Source organism: Rhizobium leguminosarum bv. viciae USDA 2370 (assembly GCF_002008365.1).
Lineage (GTDB): Bacteria > Pseudomonadota > Alphaproteobacteria > Rhizobiales > Rhizobiaceae > Rhizobium > Rhizobium leguminosarum.
The window spans coordinates 130,852-152,767 of record NZ_MRDL01000007.1 but is presented as its reverse complement, the minus strand read 5'-3'; the positions used below and the strand labels follow the sequence as shown (position 1 = coordinate 152,767).

18 protein-coding genes are annotated in these 21,916 nt (G+C 61.5%); 8 read left to right on the top strand and 10 right to left on the bottom strand.

All coding sequences use genetic code 11. The annotated features are described in order from the left end of the window. Positions 1-63 precede the first annotated feature (63 nt). The gene (locus BS629_RS03640) at positions 64-1,065 is read right to left on the bottom strand and encodes a DUF4424 domain-containing protein (RefSeq protein ID WP_018245051.1); all 1,002 of its coding nucleotides are present in this window, start codon (positions 1,063-1,065) and stop codon (positions 64-66) included. A gap of 93 nt (positions 1,066-1,158) precedes the next feature. On the opposite strand from BS629_RS03640, the gene BS629_RS03635 reads away from it, so the two are divergent. The 3 genes from BS629_RS03635 to BS629_RS03625 are packed head-to-tail and all read left to right on the top strand — an operon-like array spanning position 1,159 to position 4,204. Next, positions 1,159-1,944: a TlyA family RNA methyltransferase gene (locus tag BS629_RS03635; protein WP_018245050.1), complete on the top strand. Its 786-nt coding sequence runs from the start codon at positions 1,159-1,161 to the stop codon at positions 1,942-1,944. Further along, on the top strand, positions 1,941-3,191 hold the full coding sequence (locus tag BS629_RS03630; RefSeq protein ID WP_018245049.1) for a class I SAM-dependent RNA methyltransferase: 1,251 nt from the start codon (positions 1,941-1,943) through the stop codon (positions 3,189-3,191). Before BS629_RS03635 ends, BS629_RS03630 begins: the two co-directional genes overlap by 4 nt. 2 nt (positions 3,192-3,193) lie before the next feature. Continuing rightward, positions 3,194-4,204, top strand: a complete 1,011-nt coding sequence (locus BS629_RS03625; protein WP_018245048.1) for an MBL fold metallo-hydrolase — start codon at positions 3,194-3,196, stop codon at positions 4,202-4,204. Between the two features lie 80 nt (positions 4,205-4,284). Here the strand turns inward: BS629_RS03625 and BS629_RS03620 are convergent, their stop codons facing one another. Beyond that, positions 4,285-5,040: a crotonase/enoyl-CoA hydratase family protein gene (locus BS629_RS03620; RefSeq protein WP_018245047.1), complete on the bottom strand. Its 756-nt coding sequence runs from the start codon at positions 5,038-5,040 to the stop codon at positions 4,285-4,287. Positions 5,041-5,049: 9 nt separating this feature from the next. Continuing rightward, a complete protein-coding gene (locus BS629_RS03615; protein WP_018245046.1) occupies positions 5,050-6,828 on the bottom strand; it encodes an acyl-CoA dehydrogenase family protein in 1,779 nt (592 codons plus the stop codon). Between the two features lie 208 nt (positions 6,829-7,036). Here BS629_RS03615 and BS629_RS03610 point away from each other — a divergent pair, with 208 nt between their 5' ends. Continuing rightward, positions 7,037-8,032: a transporter gene (locus BS629_RS03610; protein ID WP_003556974.1), complete on the top strand. Its 996-nt coding sequence runs from the start codon at positions 7,037-7,039 to the stop codon at positions 8,030-8,032. A gap of 93 nt (positions 8,033-8,125) precedes the next feature. On the opposite strand, the gene BS629_RS03605 is transcribed toward BS629_RS03610, so the two are convergent. Both BS629_RS03605 and BS629_RS03600 read right to left on the bottom strand, forming a co-directional pair. Beyond that, positions 8,126-8,611 (bottom strand): BA14K family protein, encoded by a 486-nt coding sequence (locus BS629_RS03605; RefSeq protein WP_018245044.1) that lies wholly within the window; start codon positions 8,609-8,611, stop codon positions 8,126-8,128. A 145-nt stretch (positions 8,612-8,756) separates the two neighbouring features. Further along, positions 8,757-10,001, bottom strand: coding sequence for an aromatic ring-hydroxylating oxygenase subunit alpha (locus BS629_RS03600; protein WP_026188639.1), 1,245 nt, complete (start codon positions 9,999-10,001; stop codon positions 8,757-8,759). A 418-nt stretch (positions 10,002-10,419) separates the two neighbouring features. Between BS629_RS03600 and BS629_RS03590 the strand changes: the two genes are divergently transcribed. The 3 genes from BS629_RS03590 to BS629_RS03580 all read left to right on the top strand — a co-directional run bounded on the left by BS629_RS03590 (position 10,420) and on the right by BS629_RS03580 (position 13,584). Continuing rightward, a complete protein-coding gene (locus BS629_RS03590; protein ID WP_018245042.1) occupies positions 10,420-11,028 on the top strand; it encodes a DUF6656 family protein in 609 nt (202 codons plus the stop codon). A 109-nt stretch (positions 11,029-11,137) separates the two neighbouring features. Next, the gene (locus BS629_RS03585; protein ID WP_018245041.1) at positions 11,138-12,112 is read left to right on the top strand and encodes an L-threonylcarbamoyladenylate synthase; all 975 of its coding nucleotides are present in this window, start codon (positions 11,138-11,140) and stop codon (positions 12,110-12,112) included. A gap of 35 nt (positions 12,113-12,147) precedes the next feature. Then, complete coding sequence (locus tag BS629_RS03580) at positions 12,148-13,584, top strand: FAD-binding oxidoreductase (protein WP_018245040.1); 1,437 nt, start codon at positions 12,148-12,150, stop codon at positions 13,582-13,584. 50 nt (positions 13,585-13,634) lie between these two features. Here the strand turns inward: BS629_RS03580 and BS629_RS03575 are convergent, their stop codons facing one another. Then, positions 13,635-16,970, bottom strand: a complete 3,336-nt coding sequence (locus tag BS629_RS03575) for a DUF1217 domain-containing protein (RefSeq protein WP_018245039.1) — start codon at positions 16,968-16,970, stop codon at positions 13,635-13,637. A 300-nt stretch (positions 16,971-17,270) separates the two neighbouring features. Between BS629_RS03575 and BS629_RS03570 the strand changes: the two genes are divergently transcribed. Next, on the top strand, positions 17,271-17,837 hold the full coding sequence (locus BS629_RS03570) for a DUF6101 family protein (RefSeq protein WP_018245038.1): 567 nt from the start codon (positions 17,271-17,273) through the stop codon (positions 17,835-17,837). A 95-nt stretch (positions 17,838-17,932) separates the two neighbouring features. On the opposite strand, the gene ubiA is transcribed toward BS629_RS03570, so the two are convergent. From ubiA to BS629_RS03550, 4 genes are all read right to left on the bottom strand, one after another. Then, positions 17,933-18,892 (bottom strand): 4-hydroxybenzoate octaprenyltransferase, encoded by a 960-nt coding sequence (gene ubiA, locus BS629_RS03565; protein ID WP_020493423.1) that lies wholly within the window; start codon positions 18,890-18,892, stop codon positions 17,933-17,935. A gap of 158 nt (positions 18,893-19,050) precedes the next feature. Continuing rightward, positions 19,051-19,863 carry a MipA/OmpV family protein gene (locus tag BS629_RS03560; protein ID WP_018245036.1) on the bottom strand — a complete coding sequence of 271 codons (813 nt, stop codon included), beginning with the start codon at positions 19,861-19,863 and terminating at the stop codon, positions 19,051-19,053. Between the two features lie 111 nt (positions 19,864-19,974). Then, positions 19,975-20,556, bottom strand: coding sequence for a histidine phosphatase family protein (locus tag BS629_RS03555; RefSeq protein ID WP_018245035.1), 582 nt, complete (start codon positions 20,554-20,556; stop codon positions 19,975-19,977). A gap of 67 nt (positions 20,557-20,623) precedes the next feature. Then, positions 20,624-21,883: a cyclopropane fatty acid synthase gene (locus tag BS629_RS03550; protein WP_018245034.1), complete on the bottom strand. Its 1,260-nt coding sequence runs from the start codon at positions 21,881-21,883 to the stop codon at positions 20,624-20,626. Between the last annotated feature and the right edge of the window lie 33 nt (positions 21,884-21,916).

The window sequence follows — 21,916 nt, the reverse complement described above, 5'->3', positions numbered from 1 at the left end:
CTATATGGGCAGGCTTTAAATTTGTTTAAATTTGTGCACCGCAACAGCGGCAGAGCCTGCGGATTATTGTGCCGTTTCGGGAGGATTGAGGATCAGGATGTCGAAATCCCTAGTGGGATCGAAATCCTCTGATGTCATCCGGAAGGTCGTCGGGCCGATCTTCTGAACGTTGCTGCCGCAGAAGCTGATGAGGCTGCCGGGCTTGCCCTTGTCGATCGTCAGCTGAAAGCGCTTGATCGGCCCCGCCCAGTTGGCGCCGGTCGACAGCACATAGGAGATCCAGCTTTCGGTATAGTTGGCGCCTCCCGCCTCGGCTTCCCGAGCACGCTGCTGGGCAACCCGGACGAAATCTCCGTCGAGGCAATATTTGCGCGAATATTCCTCGAAACGATCACCCTTCGGCTCGCCACCTTCGAGAAAGCTGATGGCGACGGTGCCGCCGACGGCCGGCTTGTAGCGATGCTCGACGCTGACCTTCTTCTTTGCCGGGAAGGTGGTACGCCACCAATAGGTCGAGCGCAGCGTCCAGAGCGGCACGAGGTCGACCCCGGCGGCGGCATCGCCTGCGCCCATGGGATAGACGACGCCGCGGGAGATCCAGTCCTTGCGGACGGTTTCGGGAAGCTTGGCAAGTGCCTCGGTCGTCTTCTGGCTATAGGGCAGGACGGGAATGCCCAACTTGGCGAATTCGTCGGTCACGTCGATGCCGAGCGAAACGACGCGTTGCTGCAGCTTGGCGGTAATCGGCCTGCCATCCTGCACGGTGGAGAAATGCAGGAAATTGTCGCTGTCGTAATCGGAGATGGCGGAATTGTTGTCGACCTGGCCTGATATGTCAGGCATCGGAAAGGCGACCAGGCTTTCGACATCCTTGTCGGAGCTATTCTCGAAGATATAGTCGACACGCACTTCCGAAGCGGAGATGAAGAGATCCTCTTCCGCCATGCTGACATCATCGGATTGGGCAAAGATCAGCCCGCCGGTCTTGACCTCGGCCATGGTGTCGTTCGCGAGCGCGGGCGATGCGATGACTGCCGCGACAATCAGAGTGAAGAGCTTCAGCATGGAACACCCCCGTGTCTGCGGCCCGCCCCGCGATCGCCGCGGCAGGATTATCGCCGAAAGCTTTTGAGGGTCAATGACGGTCTTGGGAACAAAATGCTTGCAACCGGCGGCTTTGCCGGTCATGCACAGCCGATGTCAGATCAAAACACCCAACGCCTCGACCAGCTTCTCGTCTCCCTCGGCCTCTTTGCCAGCCGTTCACGCGCCCGCGACGCCGTGCAGCGCGGCACCGTCAGGATCGGCGGCCAGGTGGTCACCAAGGCCGGCGCGCTGTTTAACGCAGACGCGGCAATCGAGATCGACGATCCGGCGCAGGATTATGTCTCGCGCGCCGCACTGAAGCTTGCCGCAGCACTTGACCATTTCCGGCTCGATCCTGCCGGCCATCACTGTCTCGATGTCGGTGCCTCCACCGGCGGCTTTACCGAGGTGCTGCTGCTGCGCGGTGCCCAGCATGTCACCGCGATCGATGTCGGCCATGGGCAGATGCATCCGCGCATATCAGGCGATCCGCGGGTGACGAACAGGGAAGGCCTCAATGCCCGCAACATGACGGCAGAGGATATCGGCCATCCCGCCACCTTCATCGTTTCCGACGTCTCCTTCATCACGCTGAAGCTGGCGCTCGCGCCGGCTCTTGAGATCGCCGAACCGGGCGCTGTCGCCATCTTGCTGGTCAAGCCGCAGTTCGAGGCCGGCCGCGAGGCGATCGGCAAGGGTGGGATGCTGAAGGACCCCTCGTCTGCTCCCGCCGTCGCTGCAGAACTGGAGCGCTGGTTCATCGAGGACATGGGCTGGAAAAGCCTCGGCCTCATCCCCTCTCCGATTTCCGGCGGCGACGGCAATCAGGAATTTCTTCTGGCAGGATTGAAACCGTGAGCACCGAAACCGTCACGATCGAGAAGCTCGGCGCCCAGGGCGACGGCATCGCCAGCAGCGCCGGCGGACCTGTCTATGTGCCCTTTTCCCTGCCCGGGGAAACGGTGGCGATTGCCCGGGTCAAGAGCCAGGGCACGATCATGTCGATCACAACGCCCTCGCCCGACCGGCAGGAGCCGCCCTGCCGGCATTTCGGCCCTGATGGCGTCAACGGCACCTGCGGCGGCTGCACGCTGCAGCATATGGCGGATACGCCCTACCGCGCCTTCAAGCGCCAGCTGGTCATCGACGCGCTGAAATCGAAGGGGCTGACACCCGAGGTCGGCGAGATCGTTCCGGCCCGGCCGGGCGAACGCCGGCGCGTGGTGTTTGCGGCGCGCAAGACCGAGAAGGACATGCTTGTTGGATTCAACCAGGCCGAAAGCCACCATATCGTCGCCATCGAGGAATGTCCGATCTCGTCGGCAGGGATCATCGCCCGGCTGCCGGCGATCAGGGCGATTGCGGCTTCGCTGGCGACCAGCGCCGAACCCTTCCGCGTCGCGGTGCTCGAAACGCTTTCCGGCCTCGACATCTCCGTCGACGAGGTGAAGAAACTCTCCGACCCGCAGCGGCGCAAGGCAATCGAGACCGCGCTTGGCCTGCGCGGCATCGCCCGTGTTTCGCTGAACGGCGAAATCCTCGTCGAGCCGTCGAAGCCGATGGTCGAATTCGGCGGCGTCCAGGTTTCGCCGCCGCCGGGCAGTTTCACCCAGGCGACCAAGCCGGCGGAAGAGGCGATGGCGGAGCTGGTCATTGCCCATGCCGGTAAGGCGAAGCGGATCGCCGATCTCTTTGCCGGCTCCGGCACGTTTTCACTGCGGCTGGCGCGGATCGGCCGCGTGCACGCCGTCGAAGCCGAAGCAAAGGCGCTCGCCGCACTCGATCATGCCGCCCGCAACACGCAAGGACTGAAGCCGGTCACCGTCGAAAAGCGCGATCTCTTTCGCCGTCCTTTGATGACGCAGGAGTTCAAGCCCTATGACGCCGTCGTCTTCGATCCGCCGCGCGCCGGTGCCGAGTTCCAGTGCCAGGAGCTTGCCCGTTCGGCGGTGAAGAAGATCGTGGCCGTCAGCTGCAATCCGCTGACGCTGGCGCGGGACCTCGCGATCCTCGTCGAGGGCGGCTACCGGATCACGCAAGTGACGCCGATCGACCAGTTCCTCTGGACCTCGCATGTCGAGGTGGTGGCGACGCTGGAGAAATAGGCGTGCCTGTCGGAAAGACCAAAAGACGCAACCCCTACTATCACGGCCCGGTGTCCGATCACTTCGACGGCACACATTTCTTCAATCCCGATGGTATCGAGCCCCTTGGTTTCCGCGATCTGCTGCGGTGGCAATTCGGCGGTGGCCGTGAGCGCTGGCCGCAGTCGGTCCCAAGTCCATACCCGGCGGCCAAGCCGGATCCATGCGTCGACGGCGAGGATCTAAGGGTGACCATGGTTGGTCATGCAACAATGCTCGTGCAGGTCGCTGGGCTCAATATCCTCACCGACCCGGTGTGGTCGGAGCGCGTGAGTCCCTTCGCTTTTGCCGGACCCAAGCGCGTCGTCCAACCAGGCATCGCGTTCGATGATTTGCCGCCAATTGATCTCGTGCTGGTGTCGCACAATCATTATGATCATCTCGATATCGCAACGCTCAGGCGGTTGGGTGCGAAGCATCGGCCGCGTGTCGTGACGCCACTCGGCAATGACACGATCATTCGCCGTGCCGTGCCCGATATACGGACGACATCGATGGACTGGGGCGAGCGGATTTCGCACGCCGGAATAAGCATTGATGCGGAGCCTGCACACCATTGGTCCGCGCGCGGAACCGCCGATCGCCGGATGGCACTCTGGGCGTCGTTCGTTTTGTCGACTCCAGCCGGAAAAATTTATCACGTCGGAGATACGGGCTTTCACCACGGCATCAATTACCAAGCGGCACAGCAGAAGCATGGCGGCTTTCGTTTGGCCATTTTACCCTTCGGCGCATATGAGCCGCGCTGGTTCATGAAAGGGCAGCACCAGAATCCGCAGGAAGCGGTGATCGGGATGAAGTTGGCAAATGCTGCCTATGTGGCCGGGCATCACTTCGCCACGTTCCAACTGACGAATGAAGCGGTCGACGCGCCGGCAAGAGCGTTGCAAGACGCAATGAGCGAGCATGATATTCCCCCGGAGCGGTTCCGGCCGCTCAGGGCCGGCGAGGTATTCAATGTGCCGGCGGTCTAATCGGTATCCGTTTGCTCCCGGACTGGTGTTGGTGTCGGCCTGCTTGCCATAGATACTTCGGAAACGACCGAGATCGCCGCTCAGCGGCGCATGAAGGCTTCGAAGGCCGCCCGGGCCTCGGCGCTTTTCAGCCGCGCGGAGAAATGGCGGGCCTCCTCGTCGATGCGGGCGATGATCTCGCCGCGGTTGCCGCGAATGAGGTCACGGGCGATGCGCAACGCCTCCGGCGGCTTGGCGGCGAGCTTTGCGGCGAGGCCAAGCGTCAGTGAATCGACCTCGCCACTTTCAACGACCTTCCAGACCAGGCCGGCTTCCTTCGCCTCGTCCGCAGAGAATGCTTCGCCGGCGGCAAGCATGGCGAAGGCGCGCTGATGTCCCATCAGGCGCGGCGCGACGAGGCTGGAACCTGCCTCCGGCACCAGCGCCAGATCGACGAAGGGTGTGCGGAACTGGCTGCGGCTGGAGGCGATGGTCAGGTCGCAATGGAGATGGATCGTCGTGCCGATGCCGACCGCCAGACCGTCGACGCCGGAGACGACGGGTTTTTCGGCATTCACCAGCGCATAGAGGAAATCGAGGATCTCCTGCTCCAGGCCGCGGCCGCCCATTGCGGCAGCCAGAAAATCGTTCAGGTCGTTGCCGGCCGAGAAGCAGCCTTCGGTGCCGAGGAAAGCGGTGGCGCGGATGTCGGGGCTTGTGTTGGCCGCATTCAGCGCATCGGCCATCGTCCGATACATGGCGCGGGTGATGGCGTTCTTCTTTTCCGGCCGATTGAAGCGGATGGACTGGACGCCGGGATAGGCGGAAGGCTGCTCGACGATGATGTAATCGGTCATAAGGTCTCCTCAGGCTAGCAGGATGCGGGCGGCGGCAAGGCTTGCCGCGCCATTGACCACCCGGTCGCGAAGGGCTGCGGTTTCGGCGAGCAGGTTTTCGGCGGCGAAGCGGCAGAGCGCGATACGGTTTTCGGCCGCGCCATCGGCACTTTCGGCAAGTCCGCCCTTGGCGAGGTAACAGCCGGTGAGCACGAGGCCGAACAGCCGCTGATAGGGCGTGGCACCCGAGAGCGCCTCGGCGGTGCTGTTCTCGGCAAGCGTCTTCATCAGCCAGGCGGTCGCCTGCTCGAGATCGGCGATCGCAGCGTCGAGCCTCGCAGCGGTTTCGCCGAAACCGTCGAGATTGGAGCGGCGGACGCCATCGGCGATCTCTCTGAGCTCGGCGATGAAGCCCTTCACCTGATCGCCGCCGGAGAGCGGCAGCTTGCGGGTGACGAGGTCGATCGCCTGGATACCATTGGTGCCCTCATAGATCGGGGCGATGCGGGCATCGCGGAGATAACGCGCCGCACCCGTCTCCTCGATGAAGCCCATGCCACCATGCACCTGAATACCGAGCGAGGCGACGTCGACGCCGGCATCGGTCGAAAAGGATTTGGCGATCGGCGTCAGCAAAGCGGCGCGCTCCTGCCATTGGCGGCTGGCGTCACCTGCCCGATGCGACATGTCGATCGCATGGGCGCACGCATATGAGATGGCGCGCGCCCCTTGAGTCAGCGCCTTCATGGTGAGGAGCATGCGGGCGACATCGGGATGTTCGACGATCGGGCTCATGCCGGCGCCGCTTGCGCCCGGCGCCCTGCCCTGGGTGCGTTCCCTGGCATAGGCGAGCGCCTTCTGGGTGGCGGCTTCCGCGATCGCCACGCCCTGCATGCCGACGGCAAGGCGGGCATTGTTCATCATCGTGAACATGCAGGCCAGCCCCTTGTTCTCCTCGCCGACCAGCCATCCCACGGCACCCTTTTCACCGCCGAATTTTCCGTCGCCGTAGATCATCGTGCAGGTCGGCGAACCATGGATGCCGAGCTTGTGCTCCAGCGAGTGGCAGAACAGATCGTTGCGGGGCCCAAGCGAACCGTCGTCGTTCACCAGGAATTTCGGCACCAGGAACAGCGAGATGCCGCGGGTGCCGGCCGGTGCATCCGGCAGGCGGGCAAGCACCAGATGGATGATATTGTCGGCCGCGTCATGCTCGCCCCAGGTGATGAAGATTTTCTGGCCGAAGAGACGGTAGCTGCCGTCATCGCGGCGCTCGGCGCGAGCCTTCAGCACGCCGAGATCGGAGCCGGCATGCGGCTCGGTCAGGTTCATGGTGCCGGTCCATTCACCGGAGACCATCTTTTCCAGATATTTGTCTTTCAGCGCGGCACTGCCATGGGTGCTGACCGCTTCGATGGCGCCCATCGTCAGCGTCGGGGCAAGCGCGAAGGCCATGGAGCCGGAATTCCACATTTCAAGCGCCGCGACATTCAGCATATGCGGCAAGGCCTGGCCGCCGAAGGCCTCCGGCGCCGTCAGGCCGTTCCAGCCGCCGGCGATCCAGTGGCGATAGAGATCGCGCCAGCCATCCGGCAGCCTGACCTCGCCATCGATCAGGCGGGCGCCCTGGCGGTCGCCGATTTCGGCGAGAGGCGCCACTTCTTCTGTGGCAAAACGTCCCGCTTCGGCGAGGATCGCATCGACCAGATCTTCGCCGAGATCGCCGAGCAGCCCTCTTGAAATCGCCTCGTCCATGCCCGCTACGTGCTTCAATGTGAACGCGATTTCCTCGACGGGCGCCTTGTACATGGTTTTTCCTCCGCAGACCGGCCTGCACTTGGGCAAGCCCCTCCGAGGCAAGGGCTAATTGATTTTTACGTAAACGTCAATTTCGATTTCCTCGGCCGCCATGCGATAAATCGCCTGACAGGGCGCTTTGCTCTTGCACCTTTGGATAAATGGACGTCATGAACAATCTCTAAGGGAAGACATCGCCTTCGCAAAGGACCGGCGAACAATGGATACATTGCCCGTCAACATACCCGGTTTCGTCTGGGCCTATCGCTTTTCGCCCGAAGAAAAGACCGCGGTGCGACTGAACAATAGTGCGACGGTAGCGGAACTGACCGCCGACAACTGTTTCTACTGGCTGCACCTCAACCTTGTCGACGCTCGCGTGCCGGCCTTGCTCGATACGCTGGACGGACTGACAGAGGACGCGAAATCGGCGCTGACGACGCGCGATACACATGCGGCCATCACCGTCGACGAGCAGATGCTCTATGGGACGCTCGTCGATTGCCAGCGCGATTTTGCCCAGGATACCAACAATCTCGGCTGGCTGCATTTCGCGATGTCCGACCGCTTCCTCATCACCACGAGGCTGCAGCCGCTACGCAGCGTCGAACGGGCTCGGGCGCTGATCGAGAAAAACCCGGGCAAATTCTCCCGACCGGTCGATCTCTTCGAACTGCTGGTGATCGAGTTCCAGCGCACGCTGATCGCGATCGTCATCGAACTCACCGAAGAGCTGAACCAGATCGAGGATATCGTCTACGACAGTGCGCAGCGCGACGAGCGCCGGCGCCTGGCGCCGGTCCGGCGCACCGTGGTCAGGCTGCATCGGCACCTGCGCACCGTACTGGCGCTGATGCGCCGGGCGGCGGCGGCCGACGACGACGAGATGCCCTTCGGCTTCGACGATGTGGCGCGGCGGCTGACGAGCCGGCTGGAAACGGTCGACCACGATATCTATGCGCTGCAGGACCGGGCACGCCTGCTGCACGAAGAAATCGATTCGAAACAATCCTCCGAAACCAACCGCCACCTCTATCTGCTGTCGATCATGACGGCCTTCCTGCTGCCGCCGACGCTGGTGACGGGTTTCTTCGGCATGAACACGGCAAACCTGCCCTTCGCCGTCGGCGACTACGGCACCGAATACGCCGTCGCCCTCATCGTCGCCTCCATCGCCTTTGCCTGGTGGCTGCTGCGGCGTGTGGATATTCTTTGAACGCGAAACGCCCGGCATGACTGCCGGGCGCCTGGTTCTTATCTTAGCTCGATATCACGACATGCCAAAACCGCTACGCGGTTTGGGGTGACGTCAGTAGGGCGAATAGCACTGCTGACGCGGGCCGTTATAGGGCTGGAAGGTGTTGTCGTAGGCGCGATAGGACCGGTAGCGGTTTGCGCACCATGCGACGTGGCTCGAACCCATGCGGGGCGCAGGGTCGACGTAACGCGGCTGCGCGACAATCGCGCCGCCGATCACTGCGCCGGCGCCGAAGGCGGCAAGCGGATACCAGTAGCCGTTATAATGGCGATAGCCCGGGCGGTAATAGGAATATCCGCGATAGCCGCCATAATAGCCGGGCCGGTAGTAGGCGCCGGGACGATAGCCAGGCCGGTAATAGGCGCCCGGACGATAGCCGGGGCGATAATAACGGCGGTACTGGACATTCTCAACTGCGGAGGATTTTTCCACCTGCGGGGCGGTGGGCATCTGGATTGCCTGCGACGGCGCAAAGCCCGTCAGGACCACGGCGGCAGCCAGCACTGCGGTCGCGATCTTGTTTCTCAGCCCGATCATTGCTTCAACTCCCATACAACAGCGATCACCGCCTGCCTAGCAACGCCTTTTCGCCTGAATGGTTCCAAAAGCAGCCGGGGCCGGCTACTCTCCCTTTTAGGTCAGCTGAACTGAACCGGACATTAACCGGTGCGGCAAAGCGCTATCAGGCAACGACGGAGAACTTCGCCTGGTCACCCTGCAGGCGGTTCACCATGAAGTTCGAATACCATTCGAGGAACTGCATGACGCCGCCCTCGTGCAAGGCGGAATAGGGGCCGGGCTCATAGGCGGGTGAGTGAATGCCGAAGGCGTTTTCCTCGACGATGCGGCGATCCTGATCGTTGGTCTCGGTCCAGACGTGGGTCAGTTCCTCGAGATTGTAATCCACGCCTTCGACGGCATCCTTGTGGACGAGCCACTTGGTCGTCACCGCCGTCTCGTTGGCGCTGAGCGGCAGCACGCGGAAGGAGATGGCGTGGTCACCAAGCAGATGGTTCCACGTCGTCGGGTAGTGGAAGAGCAACATGGTGCCGATATGGCTGATCGAGATATCGTCGGAGAGCTGACGCTGGACAGCGCGCTTGCCCGACATGGTGTAGCTCTCGGCATCTTCGATCAGCGGCATGCGGGCGGTGCGGAACTGACCGTCCGGCGAAATCTGGAACTTGCTCGGCAGGCCGGCAGCCTCGCAGCGCGCCCAATGGCCGGCGATCTCAGGATCGTCGGCGCCGCCATCCGTGCCGGTGACACTCGGGGCTTCGGGATAGGTGCGGCAGAGTTCGGGGTGATTGGCGGCGCAGTGATAACACTCGCGGTTGTTTTCCCAGACAAGCTTCCAGTTGCCCTTCTCGATGATCGTGCTCTGGAAGGCGACCTTGCTCTCACTGATCCGGTGCGGCGCGACATAGGGTTCGATCTTGTCGCGCACCGGCTGGAAATCCGGGGCGGTATTGGCAAGGCAGATGAAGACATAGCCTGCGACGGTTTCGCAATGGACGGGTTTCAGGTTGAAGCCGGTCTTGTCGAAATCATCGCCCATGTGGCGGGCAAAGGCGAGCTTGCCTTCGAGATCATAGGTCCACTGATGGTAGGGGCAGACAAGACGCACGGAGGAGCCGTGCTCCTTGGTGCAGACGCGTGAGCCGCGATGGCGACAGCTGTTGTGGAAGGCGCGGATGATATTGTCGCGGCCGCGGACGACGACGACGGGATAGTTGCCGATCTGGACGGTGAAATAGGCGCCCGGCTTCGGCAGCTCGCAATCATGGCCGATGAACAGCCAGTCGCGATAATAGATCATCTCCATGTCGAGCTGGAAATAATCCTCGTCGATATAGAACGGCTGTTCGAGGCTGAAGCCCTCACGGCGGCTCTTGAGCTGACGCAAAACGTTGCTGCGAATATCCATCTTCATGTCCTCGTGCATCCGGTTGCCACCCTCGCGTGGGAAGGCCGGCGGAAGCGCGCCCGCTTCCTTCTCCTTCGGGAGAATTGTTCATGGCGCCATTTAATCACCGAGCATGGCTGCCGCTTGGTTGTAATGCGACATCGGCTTCGACATTGACGACAGGATGCAGCAAGCCACAGGCTGCCCATCCCGGTCGATGACATTGCCCGACTCTCCCGGCAATTATCGTCAATTGCGACATGGCGTAAAGACCCGTTGCGCAAAGAGGTCGGCTGCCTGGTATCGAGGTCAGTCGCGTTTGCGACATCTCCCGGCATTTGCCTTTCAGCCGGCCGGCTGCCATGGCGATTTTTTAACATCGCCTTAAGCATACCGCCCTATCCTGCTGCTGATTCAGACCGACCGAAGAACGCGAACCATGGCCAAACTCCGTTATTTCGACGCGAAAGAAGCAAGTAAACTGCAAGAGCCGCAGCTGATTGCCGCGCATTCCGAATTTTTGCGCACTGGTCGCATCCCCCGCGAGCGGCGGCACTGGCTGGCCGAGGAAAAACGGTATTTCACCCATGATGAGGTCGCGGCAAAGACCGGCCGCAAGCTGCAAGTTGCCGGCGAAAAGACCCATCAGCACATCAACGGCTTTCACCACTCGATCCAGTTTCCGAAGATGATCTTCCACCGGACGCTGGAGGACAGCCCACATCTCGGTTACTGCCACGTCACCGCCGCGCGGACGAAATTCGCCCATTACGAAGAGGTAAGCTGGGCCTTCTACATCTCCAATTTCTATTCCGACATCGGCGAGAACGATAATTTCTTCGAGCGCATCGATGTCGGTTATTCCCGCATGTATTTCGCCGTCGCGATCAAACCCGGCGAGAACTCCGCGGAAAAGATGACCATCGACCGCTCGGTGCGCGGCAACGGCCTGCTCTTCCGCACCCATGATCCGCAGGCTGCGATCCGCAACATCCTCTTGCTCGGCGCCCGCAACGAACAGCTGCGCGAAATCATCCGGCAGCTCTAAAGCGATTGATCGCCGGCGGCGGAAAGCCTAATGACTGCCGACCTACAGCGCCGTGCGTCTTTCCAGACGCGCAAAGGACGCTGTGGCACTTTGGATTGCTGGGCAGAACATGGCACGCACGATCGACATAAGGACCGACAGGCAAGCAGCGCTCGAGGCGGCCTCAGCCGCTCTTGCCGACGGCTTTGCCATCGCCATCCCGACTGAGACCGTCTACGGCCTTGCGGCCGACGCCACCAATCCCGCAGCCATCACCCGCATCTACGAGACAAAGGGACGGCCGCGCTTCAATCCGCTGATCTGCCATATGGCCGACCTCGCCATGGCCGAAGAGCATGCCGAATTCGACCCGGTCTCGCGGGCGCTCGCCAGAGCCTTCTGGCCCGGCCCGCTGACCCTCGTGCTGCCGCTGAAGCCTCAGAGTTCGATCCATTCGCTGGCGACCGCCGGACTCGACAGCGTCGGCATCCGTGTGCCGAAGGGTTTCGCGGGCGCGTTGATCGGCGCCTTCGGACGGCCGCTCGCAGCCCCCAGCGCCAACACCTCGGGCGGGGTAAGCGCCACGAGTGCCGCCCATGTCGAAGCCGATCTCGGGGCCAGGATCCCATTGATCCTCGATGCGGGTCCAAGCGCTGTCGGCGTCGAATCGACGATCGTCAAGGCAGAGGGCGGCCGCCTGAGGCTGCTTCGGCCGGGTGGACTGGCGGCGCGCGAGATCGAGCGCATCGCAGGCCAACCGCTGCTGCGGGCGAAAACGGCATCGGCGGCAATCGAGGCGCCAGGCATGCTCGCCTCGCATTACGCGCCGGGCGCTTCCGTGCGCCTCAATGCGACGGCGGTGGAACCGGGCGAGGCACTGATTGCCTTCGGCAGCGCTGCGGTCTCCGGCGCAAACAGTGCACGGATCGTGCTTGATCTCAGCCCGCGCGGCGACCTGGCAGAGGCGGCGGCCAATCTCTTCGACTACATGAAGCGGGCCGATGCCAGCGGCGCTCAGAGCATCGCCTTTTCGCCGATTCCCGAAGAGGGGCTGGGCGAAGCGATCAACGACCGGCTGCAGCGGGCGGCGGCACCCCGCGACTGAAAAGACTGCGCATGACGATGGAGGACCGAGTCCGAATGAGCAATTCCAGCATTTCCACCGAACTCCTCAACCGCTTCGCCGCAATCGTCGGCGAAAAATACGCGCTTCGCAGCGAAGCCGATCTTGCGCCGCATCTGATCGAAAACCGCGGGCTCTATCACGGCTCCTCCCCTCTCCTCTTGAAACCCGGCTCGGTCGAGGAAGTCTCTGATATCATGAAGCTTGCGACGGAGACCGGAACGGCGATCGTGCCGCAGACCGGCAATACCGGTCTCGTCGGCGGCCAGACGCCGCGTCAGGGCAAGTCCGATATCATCCTGTCGCTCGAGCGCATGAACAAGATCCGTGATGTCGATCCGGTGGCCAACGTGCTGGTGGCCGATGGCGGCGCCATCCTGGCCGAGGTGCAGAAGGCAGCCGAGGCGCATGGGCGGTTGTTTCCGCTGTCGCTCGGCTCGGAGGGTTCCTGCCGCATCGGCGGCAATCTTTCCACCAATGCCGGCGGCACCGCCGTGCTTGCCTATGGCAATATGCGCCAGCTCTGCCTCGGCCTCGAAGTGGTGCTGCCGACCGGCGAGATCTGGGACGGCTTACGCCGCCTGAAGAAGGACAATACCGGCTATGATCTGCGCGATCTCTTCATCGGCGCCGAGGGCACGCTTGGCATCATCACCGGCGCGGTGCTGAAGCTCTTTCCTCAGCCGCTCGGCCATCAGGTGGCCTTCGCCGGCCTGAATTCGGTGGTGGATGCGCTTGCTCTGTTCAACCTGGCCTCCAGCCTCTGCGGCGCCTCGCTCACCGGTTTCGAGCTGATGCCGCGTTTCGGTGTCGAGATCACCACCCGCCACATCGACGGCGTGCGCGATCCGCTGGACGCGGCCTATCCCTGGTACGTGCTGATCGACATTTCGACCTCGGATTCGGCCGAGACGGCGGAGCGGATGATGAATGGCGTGCTGGAACAGGGCTTCGAGGCCGGGCTGGTGCTGGATGCCGCGATCGCCGCATCCGTGGCCCAGCAGAAAGCGATCTGGCACATGCGCGAGAGCATGTCGGATGCTCAGAAGCCGGAAGGCGGGTCGATCAAGCACGATGTTTCCGTGCCGGTATCGAACATCCCGCATTTCATGGCCGAGGCTGAAGAAGCTGTGATGGCGGCGATGCCGGGCGCCCGCATCTGCGCCTTCGGCCATATGGGCGACGGCAATATTCATTATAATATTTCCCAGCCGGTTGGCGCTGACAAGGCCGCCTTCATCGCCCGCTGGCGCGAAATGAACCATATCGTGCATGGGTTGGTGCTGGCGCATGGCGGTTCGATCTCAGCCGAGCACGGCATCGGCCAGCTGAAGCGCGACGAGTTGGCGGCGATCCGGCCGGCGATCGAAATCGAGCTGATGCGCCGCATCAAGCGCGCCTTCGATCCCGCCAATATCATGAACCCGGAAAAGGTTGTCAGCCTCGATCCTTGAGGCCGACGGTCAGAGCGATCAGGCCTGCTGCGTGCAGCAGGTCAGGGCGATCAGCTTTGCTGCGTGCCGCCGCCGTTCAGGATCATCAGCGCCGGCGACTGCTGGGCAGCGTTCTGGACATCGTACATGGCGGTGAACCGGCGCAGCAGCTTGTCGACCTTCTTCGGATCCTGGAGATCCTCGAGCTTGACGAAGCGGTTGATCAGATCGGCCTGCTTGGCGACATCCATGCCCGAGATCTGCGATGGCAGGCTGTAGGCCGTGGTGATGACCTGATAAAGCGCCTTGTCGCCGAGGATCGAATAGATCGAAGTGATGCTCGAGGCCTTGCGGCTGAAATAGAGCGCCAGGCGCACGCCGTCGTTGGTTTCGCCTTGCTGGGCTTCCATCGTCTGCTGGACGTAAAGTTCCTGGGTGTGGTCCTCGGCCGCCTTGTTCTGGATCGTGCCGATCTTGGCGCGGGTCAGATTGCCGTCCTTGTCGAAGTTGAAGGCGGCGACGATATCCTGGAAACGCGCATCGGCCTTGGTGTTGAGGTAGCTCTTCTTGTCGTCGGGATCCGAGGTGAAGATCTTCTTCAGCGTGGCCTTGTCGTAATCCTTCGGGTCAAGATTGTTCGCCTTCAGCACCAGGTCGGTCAGGCGGCTGTCATCCAGGAAATCGTCGAGCGACTTCACCTTCGCCATGCCCTTGGCGAAATAGTCGACTTCGGCCGTCGCATCTTTCGAGGCCTTGTCCTTCACCGGACCGTCCTTCATCAGCATGGTGATATGCGATTTATAGTCGGTGGCGTATTTGGCCATGGTCGCGTCGGGAAGCGCCTGGAAGGGTGATGCCGCCTTGCCGTCGGGGCCGAAGTTGAAGGCGCGGGCAAGGTTGGTGATGCGTTCATCCTTGAGCGAGGCGATATAGCCATCCGGATCATAGGCATCGCTCGTCAGGATCTTGCGCATCATCGAGCGCGGGACATCCTGGTCGGTCAGCCCGAAAGCCTGCAGCGCCACATGGTAGAGATCCGGCAGATTGTCATTGCCCTTGCTGAAATCGGCGGACGAATTGCTGCGCAGGAAATCATTGACGGCCTTGACGTCGGAGAAATTCAGCAGGCTGCTGCTGTCGGCCATAAGCTTCTGGTAGTTGGATGCGACCTCGTCGATCGCCTCGTCGCGTTCGTCGTCATAACGCGCCGCATAATTGTCGTTGGTGGTCTGCGCCTGGTCGGCCGTCTGGACCGAACTGACGACAGGAAGCGATCCGTCGGCGGCGAAGTTGAAGTCGGCGTTGAGATCGGCGTGGCCGGCTGCGGCAGCCGCCGTCGCATCGGTCAGGATGCTCTTCAGATCGGCGTCCGAGATATCGAACGGCAGATTGTAGGTGCTCTTCAGGAAATTGGTGATCGTGCCATCGGCGATGAGATCATCGACATTGCCGATCGTCGCCATCCGGGCGGAATAGTCGTCCGTCCGCGCTGAGGCAGTAAATTTCGTGCTGCTGATCTGGCTGGCCGTCTGCGCCGCCATACCGTCCTCAAGCGTGCCGTCCGCCTTGAAGTTGAAGGCGGCGGCAACGTCGGCATAGGTGCCGGTGCCGCTCTGATCGGTCAGGATATTGCGAAGAGCGACGTCGCTGACCGTCGACGGGATGCCGTAGGCGTTGCGCACAAAATTGTTCAGCTTCTGGTCCGTCAGCAACTGATCGACGTTTGAGATGCCCGCAATGGTCGACTGGTAGTAGACTGCCGCATTGTCGGCCTTGCTGGCAGTGCTGGCACTTTGGGTTGCCGTCTGCGAGGCGTAAAGGGTCGCGACCGAACCGTCCGCTTTGAAATTGAAGAGGTCGTGAACGTCGCTGTAGCCCTGGGCGCTGGCAGCCGTGCGGTCGACGAGGAAAGTCCTCAACGTCGCATCGGAGACGCTGTCGGCGATCTGCATGCTGTTTCTGATATAGCTGACCGCAACAGCATCGGACATGATGTCATCGACATTGGTGACATTGCCGATCATGCTGTTGAAATGCGCTGCGTTCGCCGCCGACTTGTCGGTGGTCGACTTCCGCTGCGCCGCGGTCTGGATCACGGAACCATTGATCGAGCCGTCTGCCTGGAAGTTGAAGTCGGCATTGAGATCGGCATGCCCCTGGGCCGCTGCATAGGCGGAATCGGTCAGGATGTTCTTCAGGTCGGCATTGCTGAAACTCGTGCCGAGCCCATAGGCATCCTTGATGTAGCGGGCCAGCACACTGTCGGCGAGCAGGTCGTCGACATTGGTGATCCCGGTCGACTGCGAGGTGACGGTATAATAGTTGTTGGTGCTCGATGCCGCTGCCTTCAGGCTGTTTGCCTGATCGACCGACTGGACGCGCGCCGTGTTGGAGGTCGACCCGTCAGCCTTGAAGTTGAAAGCATTGTAGACATTGGTAAAGCCCATCAGCTGGGCATAACCGGGATCGGTCAACACCGCGCGCAGCGCTGCCGCGGTGAAGTCGGCGCCCATGCTATAGGCCGTCGTGATGTAGGAGGTCAGTCGCTTGTCGGCGACCAGATCGTCGACATTGGTGATCGTGCCGATCTTCGCGGTGTAATAGGCCTTGTTGTAGTCCGCCGCCGTCTGGCCGACGTAGTAGACATCCGAACCGACCGAATTGTCGATGATGAGGGACTGGGAATTCAGGGTGTAGGACTCGATGACCGAGGCCTTCTGCGCGGCGGTCTGCGCCGTGCCGTTGACAGTGCCATCCGCATTGAAGCTGAACTGGGCGGCAAGCGCCTTGTACTTGTCGCCGCCTTGGGTGTTGACGACGCTCGTGGGGTCGCTGAGATCGCTCGTCAGCACCTGCCGCAGAAAATCCTTCGACGCATAGGTCGGATCGATCTTGAAGGTCTTCAGCACATAGGTGCGCAGCCGGGTGTTGTTGACCAGGTCGTCGACGGTCTGCACGCTATCGATATTGTTGCTGTAATAGGTGCTCTCGGCGGTCGCGGCCTTGTCGGCATCGATGAAGGACTGCTTGTAGAGGCCGATGAGGTCGTCCTCCTGCGCGTCCGTCTGCACGTCCTTGGCCGGCTCGTTGAAATTGAAGGCGGCGGCGAACTCGCGGTAGCGCGTATCGGAAAGCTTGTTGGCGTAGCTGTTGGGATCGGTGAGATCGCTCTCGAGCACCTTCTTCATGAAGGCCTTGGCGTAGGTCATGTCCTCGAGACCATAGGCCTTCATCGCATAGCTGTAGAGCTTGTAGTCACCAAGGAAGTCGTCGACTGACGTGACCTTGTTGATATGGTCAGCGTAATACTGGGCATCCTTCTTGACCGTCGCTTGCGACGCAACCTTGTTGAGGCTGGACGTCATATCTCGCGACAGGATCGTGTAAGCGAGGGAAGCCGTGATCATAAAAAGCGCCCTTTTCGGCAAAATCTCTAAAAGAACGACGAACTGCTGGTGAGCACATTTTGCCATGGAAAACTTACCTGAGGCTTACCTCTGGATGCATCATTTCAGGACACCACGCCGTTCACCTTCCGGAAACCCTGCCGGATTCGGTTTTGATAACCATCAGAGGAGGCAAAGTTTTCTTAACCGCAATTTTTAAGCTGTACGGAAGGGCGGCTGCCTATTGTCGGCCATAGAGGACGAAAAGTCCCAAGGAGAAGACCGGAAATCGGCTCTCAGGTAAGACAAGGGTAGAATGAAATGAACAATCCCGTTATGAAGCCCGCTTGGGCTGGCACGACGTTGCGCCTCGATCCGTCCCGCTTTCCCCAGCAGGTCAGCTACGCCATCCACGATTGTTCGGATGACGTCAATATCACGATAGACGAACGCGGTGCGGTCCTGCGCAAGGTCCTCCCCTCCAGCGGCCTGCCGCTATCGATTGCGCTGCCGAAGCGCGTTTTCAAGGGCGTCGCCGCCCGCGCCATCGACCATGGCGACGGCGATGTCACCGTAACCCTCGAACTCCATCACTCCGATCCGGAGCTCTGCATTCCGCTGCTCGTCGCCCATGATCTCAGCGACATCGCCGCCGACTGGCGCAGCTGGTCCGAAGCCTTCCGCATTCCGATGCTGATGGTCGAGGCCGACGGCGTCGCCCGGCCGCTCGAAGACCATATCGGTGCCTTGCGCACCAGCGACCTCAAGCCTCGCCGCCGTCATTCCTACTTCGCCAATCGCCGTCCGCGCTTCCTCGTGCGCCGTACAACCGGCCGGCTGGGCGTCGCGATGAAGATCGAAGGTAAGGAAATCATCGCCCGCAACTGAACAAAAACGCGACAGTTCCATTTGGCGACGTCGCTTCGGAACCATTTTGAAACCCGGCGCCCGCGCCGGGTTTATCGTTTCATTCGTCGTCCCAATCAGGGAATGGCAAACAACAGCGAGATGAAGAGGCCGAAGAAGATGATCAGGCCGACGCGGTTGTTTGACTTGAAGAGCGCCAGGCACTGGTCGGCATCATCGATATCGAGCCGGACGATCTGCCAGGCGAACATGCCGGCCGCACCGAGCAGACCCAGAAATGCGATGAGATTGGCGCCGGCGAGAGCGAAAGCGATGAACATCAGCACCAGCGTCAGTCCATAAAGGCCGATCAGCCATTGCCGCGTCCTGTCGCCGAACAGGCGCGCAGTGGACCGGACGCCGATCAGCTCGTCATCCTCCTTGTCTTGATGCGCATAGATCGTGTCGTAACCGATCGTCCAGGCGACGGAGGCGGCGTAGAGCAGGATGGCTGCAAAGGAGAGGCCGCCGAAAATTCCGGCCCACCCCATCAGCGCACCCCAGGAAAAGGCAAGCCCCAGGTAGAATTGCGGCCAGTCGGTGAAGCGTTTGGCAAAGGGATAAAACGCCACGATCCCGAGCGAGAGCACGCCGAGGAAGACGTTGAGCCAGTTGAACTGCAGCAGCACGAAGAGGCCGACCAGCGCCTGCAAGCCGATGAAGATCTTTGCCCGACGGCGGGTGACGCGGCCGGAGGGGAGCGGACGTGACCGCGTGCGCGCCACTTCCATATCGATCTCGTGGTCGACGAGATCATTGTAGGTGCAGCCGGCGCCGCGCATGGCGACCGCGCCGATGAAATAGAGGAACAGGTGAGATACCAGCAGGCTGCCGGAATAGATCCCCTCGCCGATCGCCGCGTTGGCGGCAAGGGTCGCCGACCAGAAGCACGGCCACATCAAGAGCTGCCAGCCGATCGGGCGATCCCAGCGCGCGAGCTGCGCATAGGGCCAAAGCCATGGCGGCAGGATCCGGTAGACCCAGTTATCGGAAGGTGCGTCGGAGACGCGATCGTTGAAGTCGCCAGTATCGTGCATGCCGCTCATCTAGCGGCGGGCCGCCGATCCGGTCAAGAAGCGATCATTGTATTGCCAGTTGCATCATTCCTTCGATCGGAATCGATTTAAGGATAAAATATACGTAAATTCAAAGTGTTGCAGCGCCGCGCGCCTGAAAGGACCCGCAGCGCCGTCAATCACTGCAGTGAGAAATTGAACTTGTAGGTCGCCGAGACGCCGATCAGGACCTGGTTCTTCGAGCCGCGCTCGCGCACGAGGCTGCTGTCGGCGGCAGGACCTGCCAGCCGCTTATATTCGAGGAAGGAACTGGCCGAGAGGTTTTCCGTCGCCTTCCAGGTGAGCGCCGTGCCGGCGCCATAGGACTGGATGCCCGACGAGGGCTTATAGGGATCAAGGCCGCTTGCCGCCGCCTGCTTGGCGTTGACGCCATAATAGGCGTCGTAATAGCCGCTGGTGGCGAAGGTCGCGCGCGGGCCGCCTGACAGTTGCAGGTCGGGCGCGATATCGGTGAAGGCATCGACCGCGAGATCGGCAACGATACCGTCATGCGAGCGGATGCCCTGGCGGACTTCGGCGCGGGCGCGAAGGAAATCGGTCGGGTAAACTTCGACAAAACCGCCGGCTTCCGCCCCCCATTTGACCTTCTTCAAGCCCTTCAGCTCGCTGCCGTCGCCGTCATCGCGCGACGGGACGAACCTGCCGACGATGCCGGCACGGAAGGCGCCCTTGTCGATGAGGGCGAAGGACGGATTGTCATTGCGCGACGAAAAACGCGGGCCGGCGCCTTGGCGGCCGACCGAGATCAGCGGGCTGAACTTGAATTCATTATGCGACGAGCCCTCGAATTTCGGGGCGGAAAAGCCGGCGACGCCGACGCTCAGATACCAGTCGCCGGACCAGAAGTGCTGGCCGCTTTCCTGGGCGGCGGCCGAACTGGCAGATAAAAGGGCAATAGCCAAAGGGATCGATACGACTGATCGATGAGACACGTCCGCACTCCAGAAAACGCAAAAACAAAGCCGCGGAGGGCGGCGGCCGCTACATTTATCCCGATCTCGTTACCCCAATGTTAACCACGGCGGTGAGGGAGACGATTGTAGCTAACGCTGGTTCCAGCGGCGGATGACCGGTTCGGTCAGATCGTGTTCGTAGCCGAGCACGCTGATGCTGGCCGTATCGAGCACGAAGCGCGCGCCGTCTTCCGGCGGCAGGCCAAGCCAGCGGGCGGCAAGGACGCGCAGGAAATGCGAGCTCGAAAAGATCAAAATGGTGCCGGCCGTTTCGCGAAGCGCATGGATGACGGCGTCTACGCGGGCACCGACATCGGCGGCGAACTCGCCATTCGGGCAGCCGTCGCGAAAGAGCTGCCAGCCGGGACGGTCGGCAAGGATCGCCTTGGTGGTGATACCTTCATAAGCGCCGTAGTCCCATTCGGCGAGATCGTCCTTGATCACCGCGCCCGATCCGAATCCGGCGAGCGTGCAGGTCTTGCGGGCCCGCGCGGACGGGCTCGACCAGACGGCGGAGAAGGTAGGGCCCGCCAGCCGGTCGGCGAGTTTGCGGGCGGCCTCCTCGCCGTTCGCCGTCAGGGGAATATCGCTGCGTCCGGTATGGCGCCCGGACAGGCTCCATTCGGTTTCACCGTGGCGGACCAGGTAGATCTCGGGAAACGCACTGCTCATCGGCACGTCCTTTCATTGGAAGCGGTCCCTCGGCAAAACCGCCAGCGGAAGCGGCCCCTCCGCGGGATCAGAACGTCACCTTTTCCAACGGTGCGCGCCTCGCCTCGAACTCCTTCAGCTTGGCTTCGTTGCGGGCGATGTAGTTGCGATTGTCGGGAACGGCAAACTGGTTCTTGGCGACCTGGATCTGCAGGATAAAGAGCTCGTCCCAGCGGAAGCCCATTTCGGAACCAGCCAGATAGAATTCCCACATGCGGAAGAACTGCTCGTCGTAAAGCGCCACCGCTTCAGCCTTGCGCGTCACGAAACGCTCGCGCCAGTGGCGCAGCGTATAGGCATAATGCATCGGCAGGATTTCGATATCCTTGACCAGCAGCCCGGCTTTTTCGAGCGGTGGCACGACCTCGCCGACGGAGGGGATGTAGCCGCCGGGGAAGATGTACTTCTCGATGAAGGCATTGGTGCCGAAGCTTGGCTTCGGACGGCCAATCGAATGCAGCACCATGACGCCGTTGTCATCGAGCAGATCCGATACCTTGCGGAAGAAATTGCCGTAGTTGCCGATACCGACATGTTCGAACATGCCGACCGAGACGATGCGGTCGAACTTCCTGCCCGTCATGGTGCGGTAGTCCTGCAGTTCGAATCGCACACGGTCGGCAAGGCCGCGCTTTTCGGCGCGCAAACGCGAGACCTTGAGCTGTTCCTCGCTCAGCGTGATGCCGGTGAAATCGGCACCGTCGGTCGCTTCCGTCAGATACATGCCCATGCCGCCCCAGCCGGAGCCGATCTCCAGGATATGCTGATTCGGCTCGAGCAGAAGCTTGGCAGCGATATGGCGCTTCTTGGCGAGCTGCGCCTCGTCGAGACCAATGCCCGGCGGCTCGAAATAGGCGCAGGAATATTGCCAGTCCTCGTCGAGGAAAAGATCGAAGAGCTTGGCCGACAGGTCGTAATGATGGGCGACATTGTGCTTGTTGCGATTGACCGGCACGCGGCTCTTCAGCTGCTGCCAGGCAATGCGGCCGAGGAGCAGAGCCGCCATCTTGAAATCGAAGATTTCGTTGGTGGTGTTCTGTTTCACCAGCGACAGGAAATCGTAAATGTTGCCCTGTTCGAGAATGAACCGGCCCTGCATATACATTTCGCCGAGCTTCATGGTCGGGTCGCGCCGGATGGCGTCCTCGGCCTCCTGATCGGCAAGGCGGGCGACAACGGTTTCACCCGTGCCGTCGCCGATAGTATGGGTTTCGCCATTGGCAAGGGTAAGTTTCAATGAACCCTTGCGGACGATTTGCTGGACGATCGATAAGAATGCCGACGCCATGGACGCCTCGCAAATGTGACAGGATGGTCACAT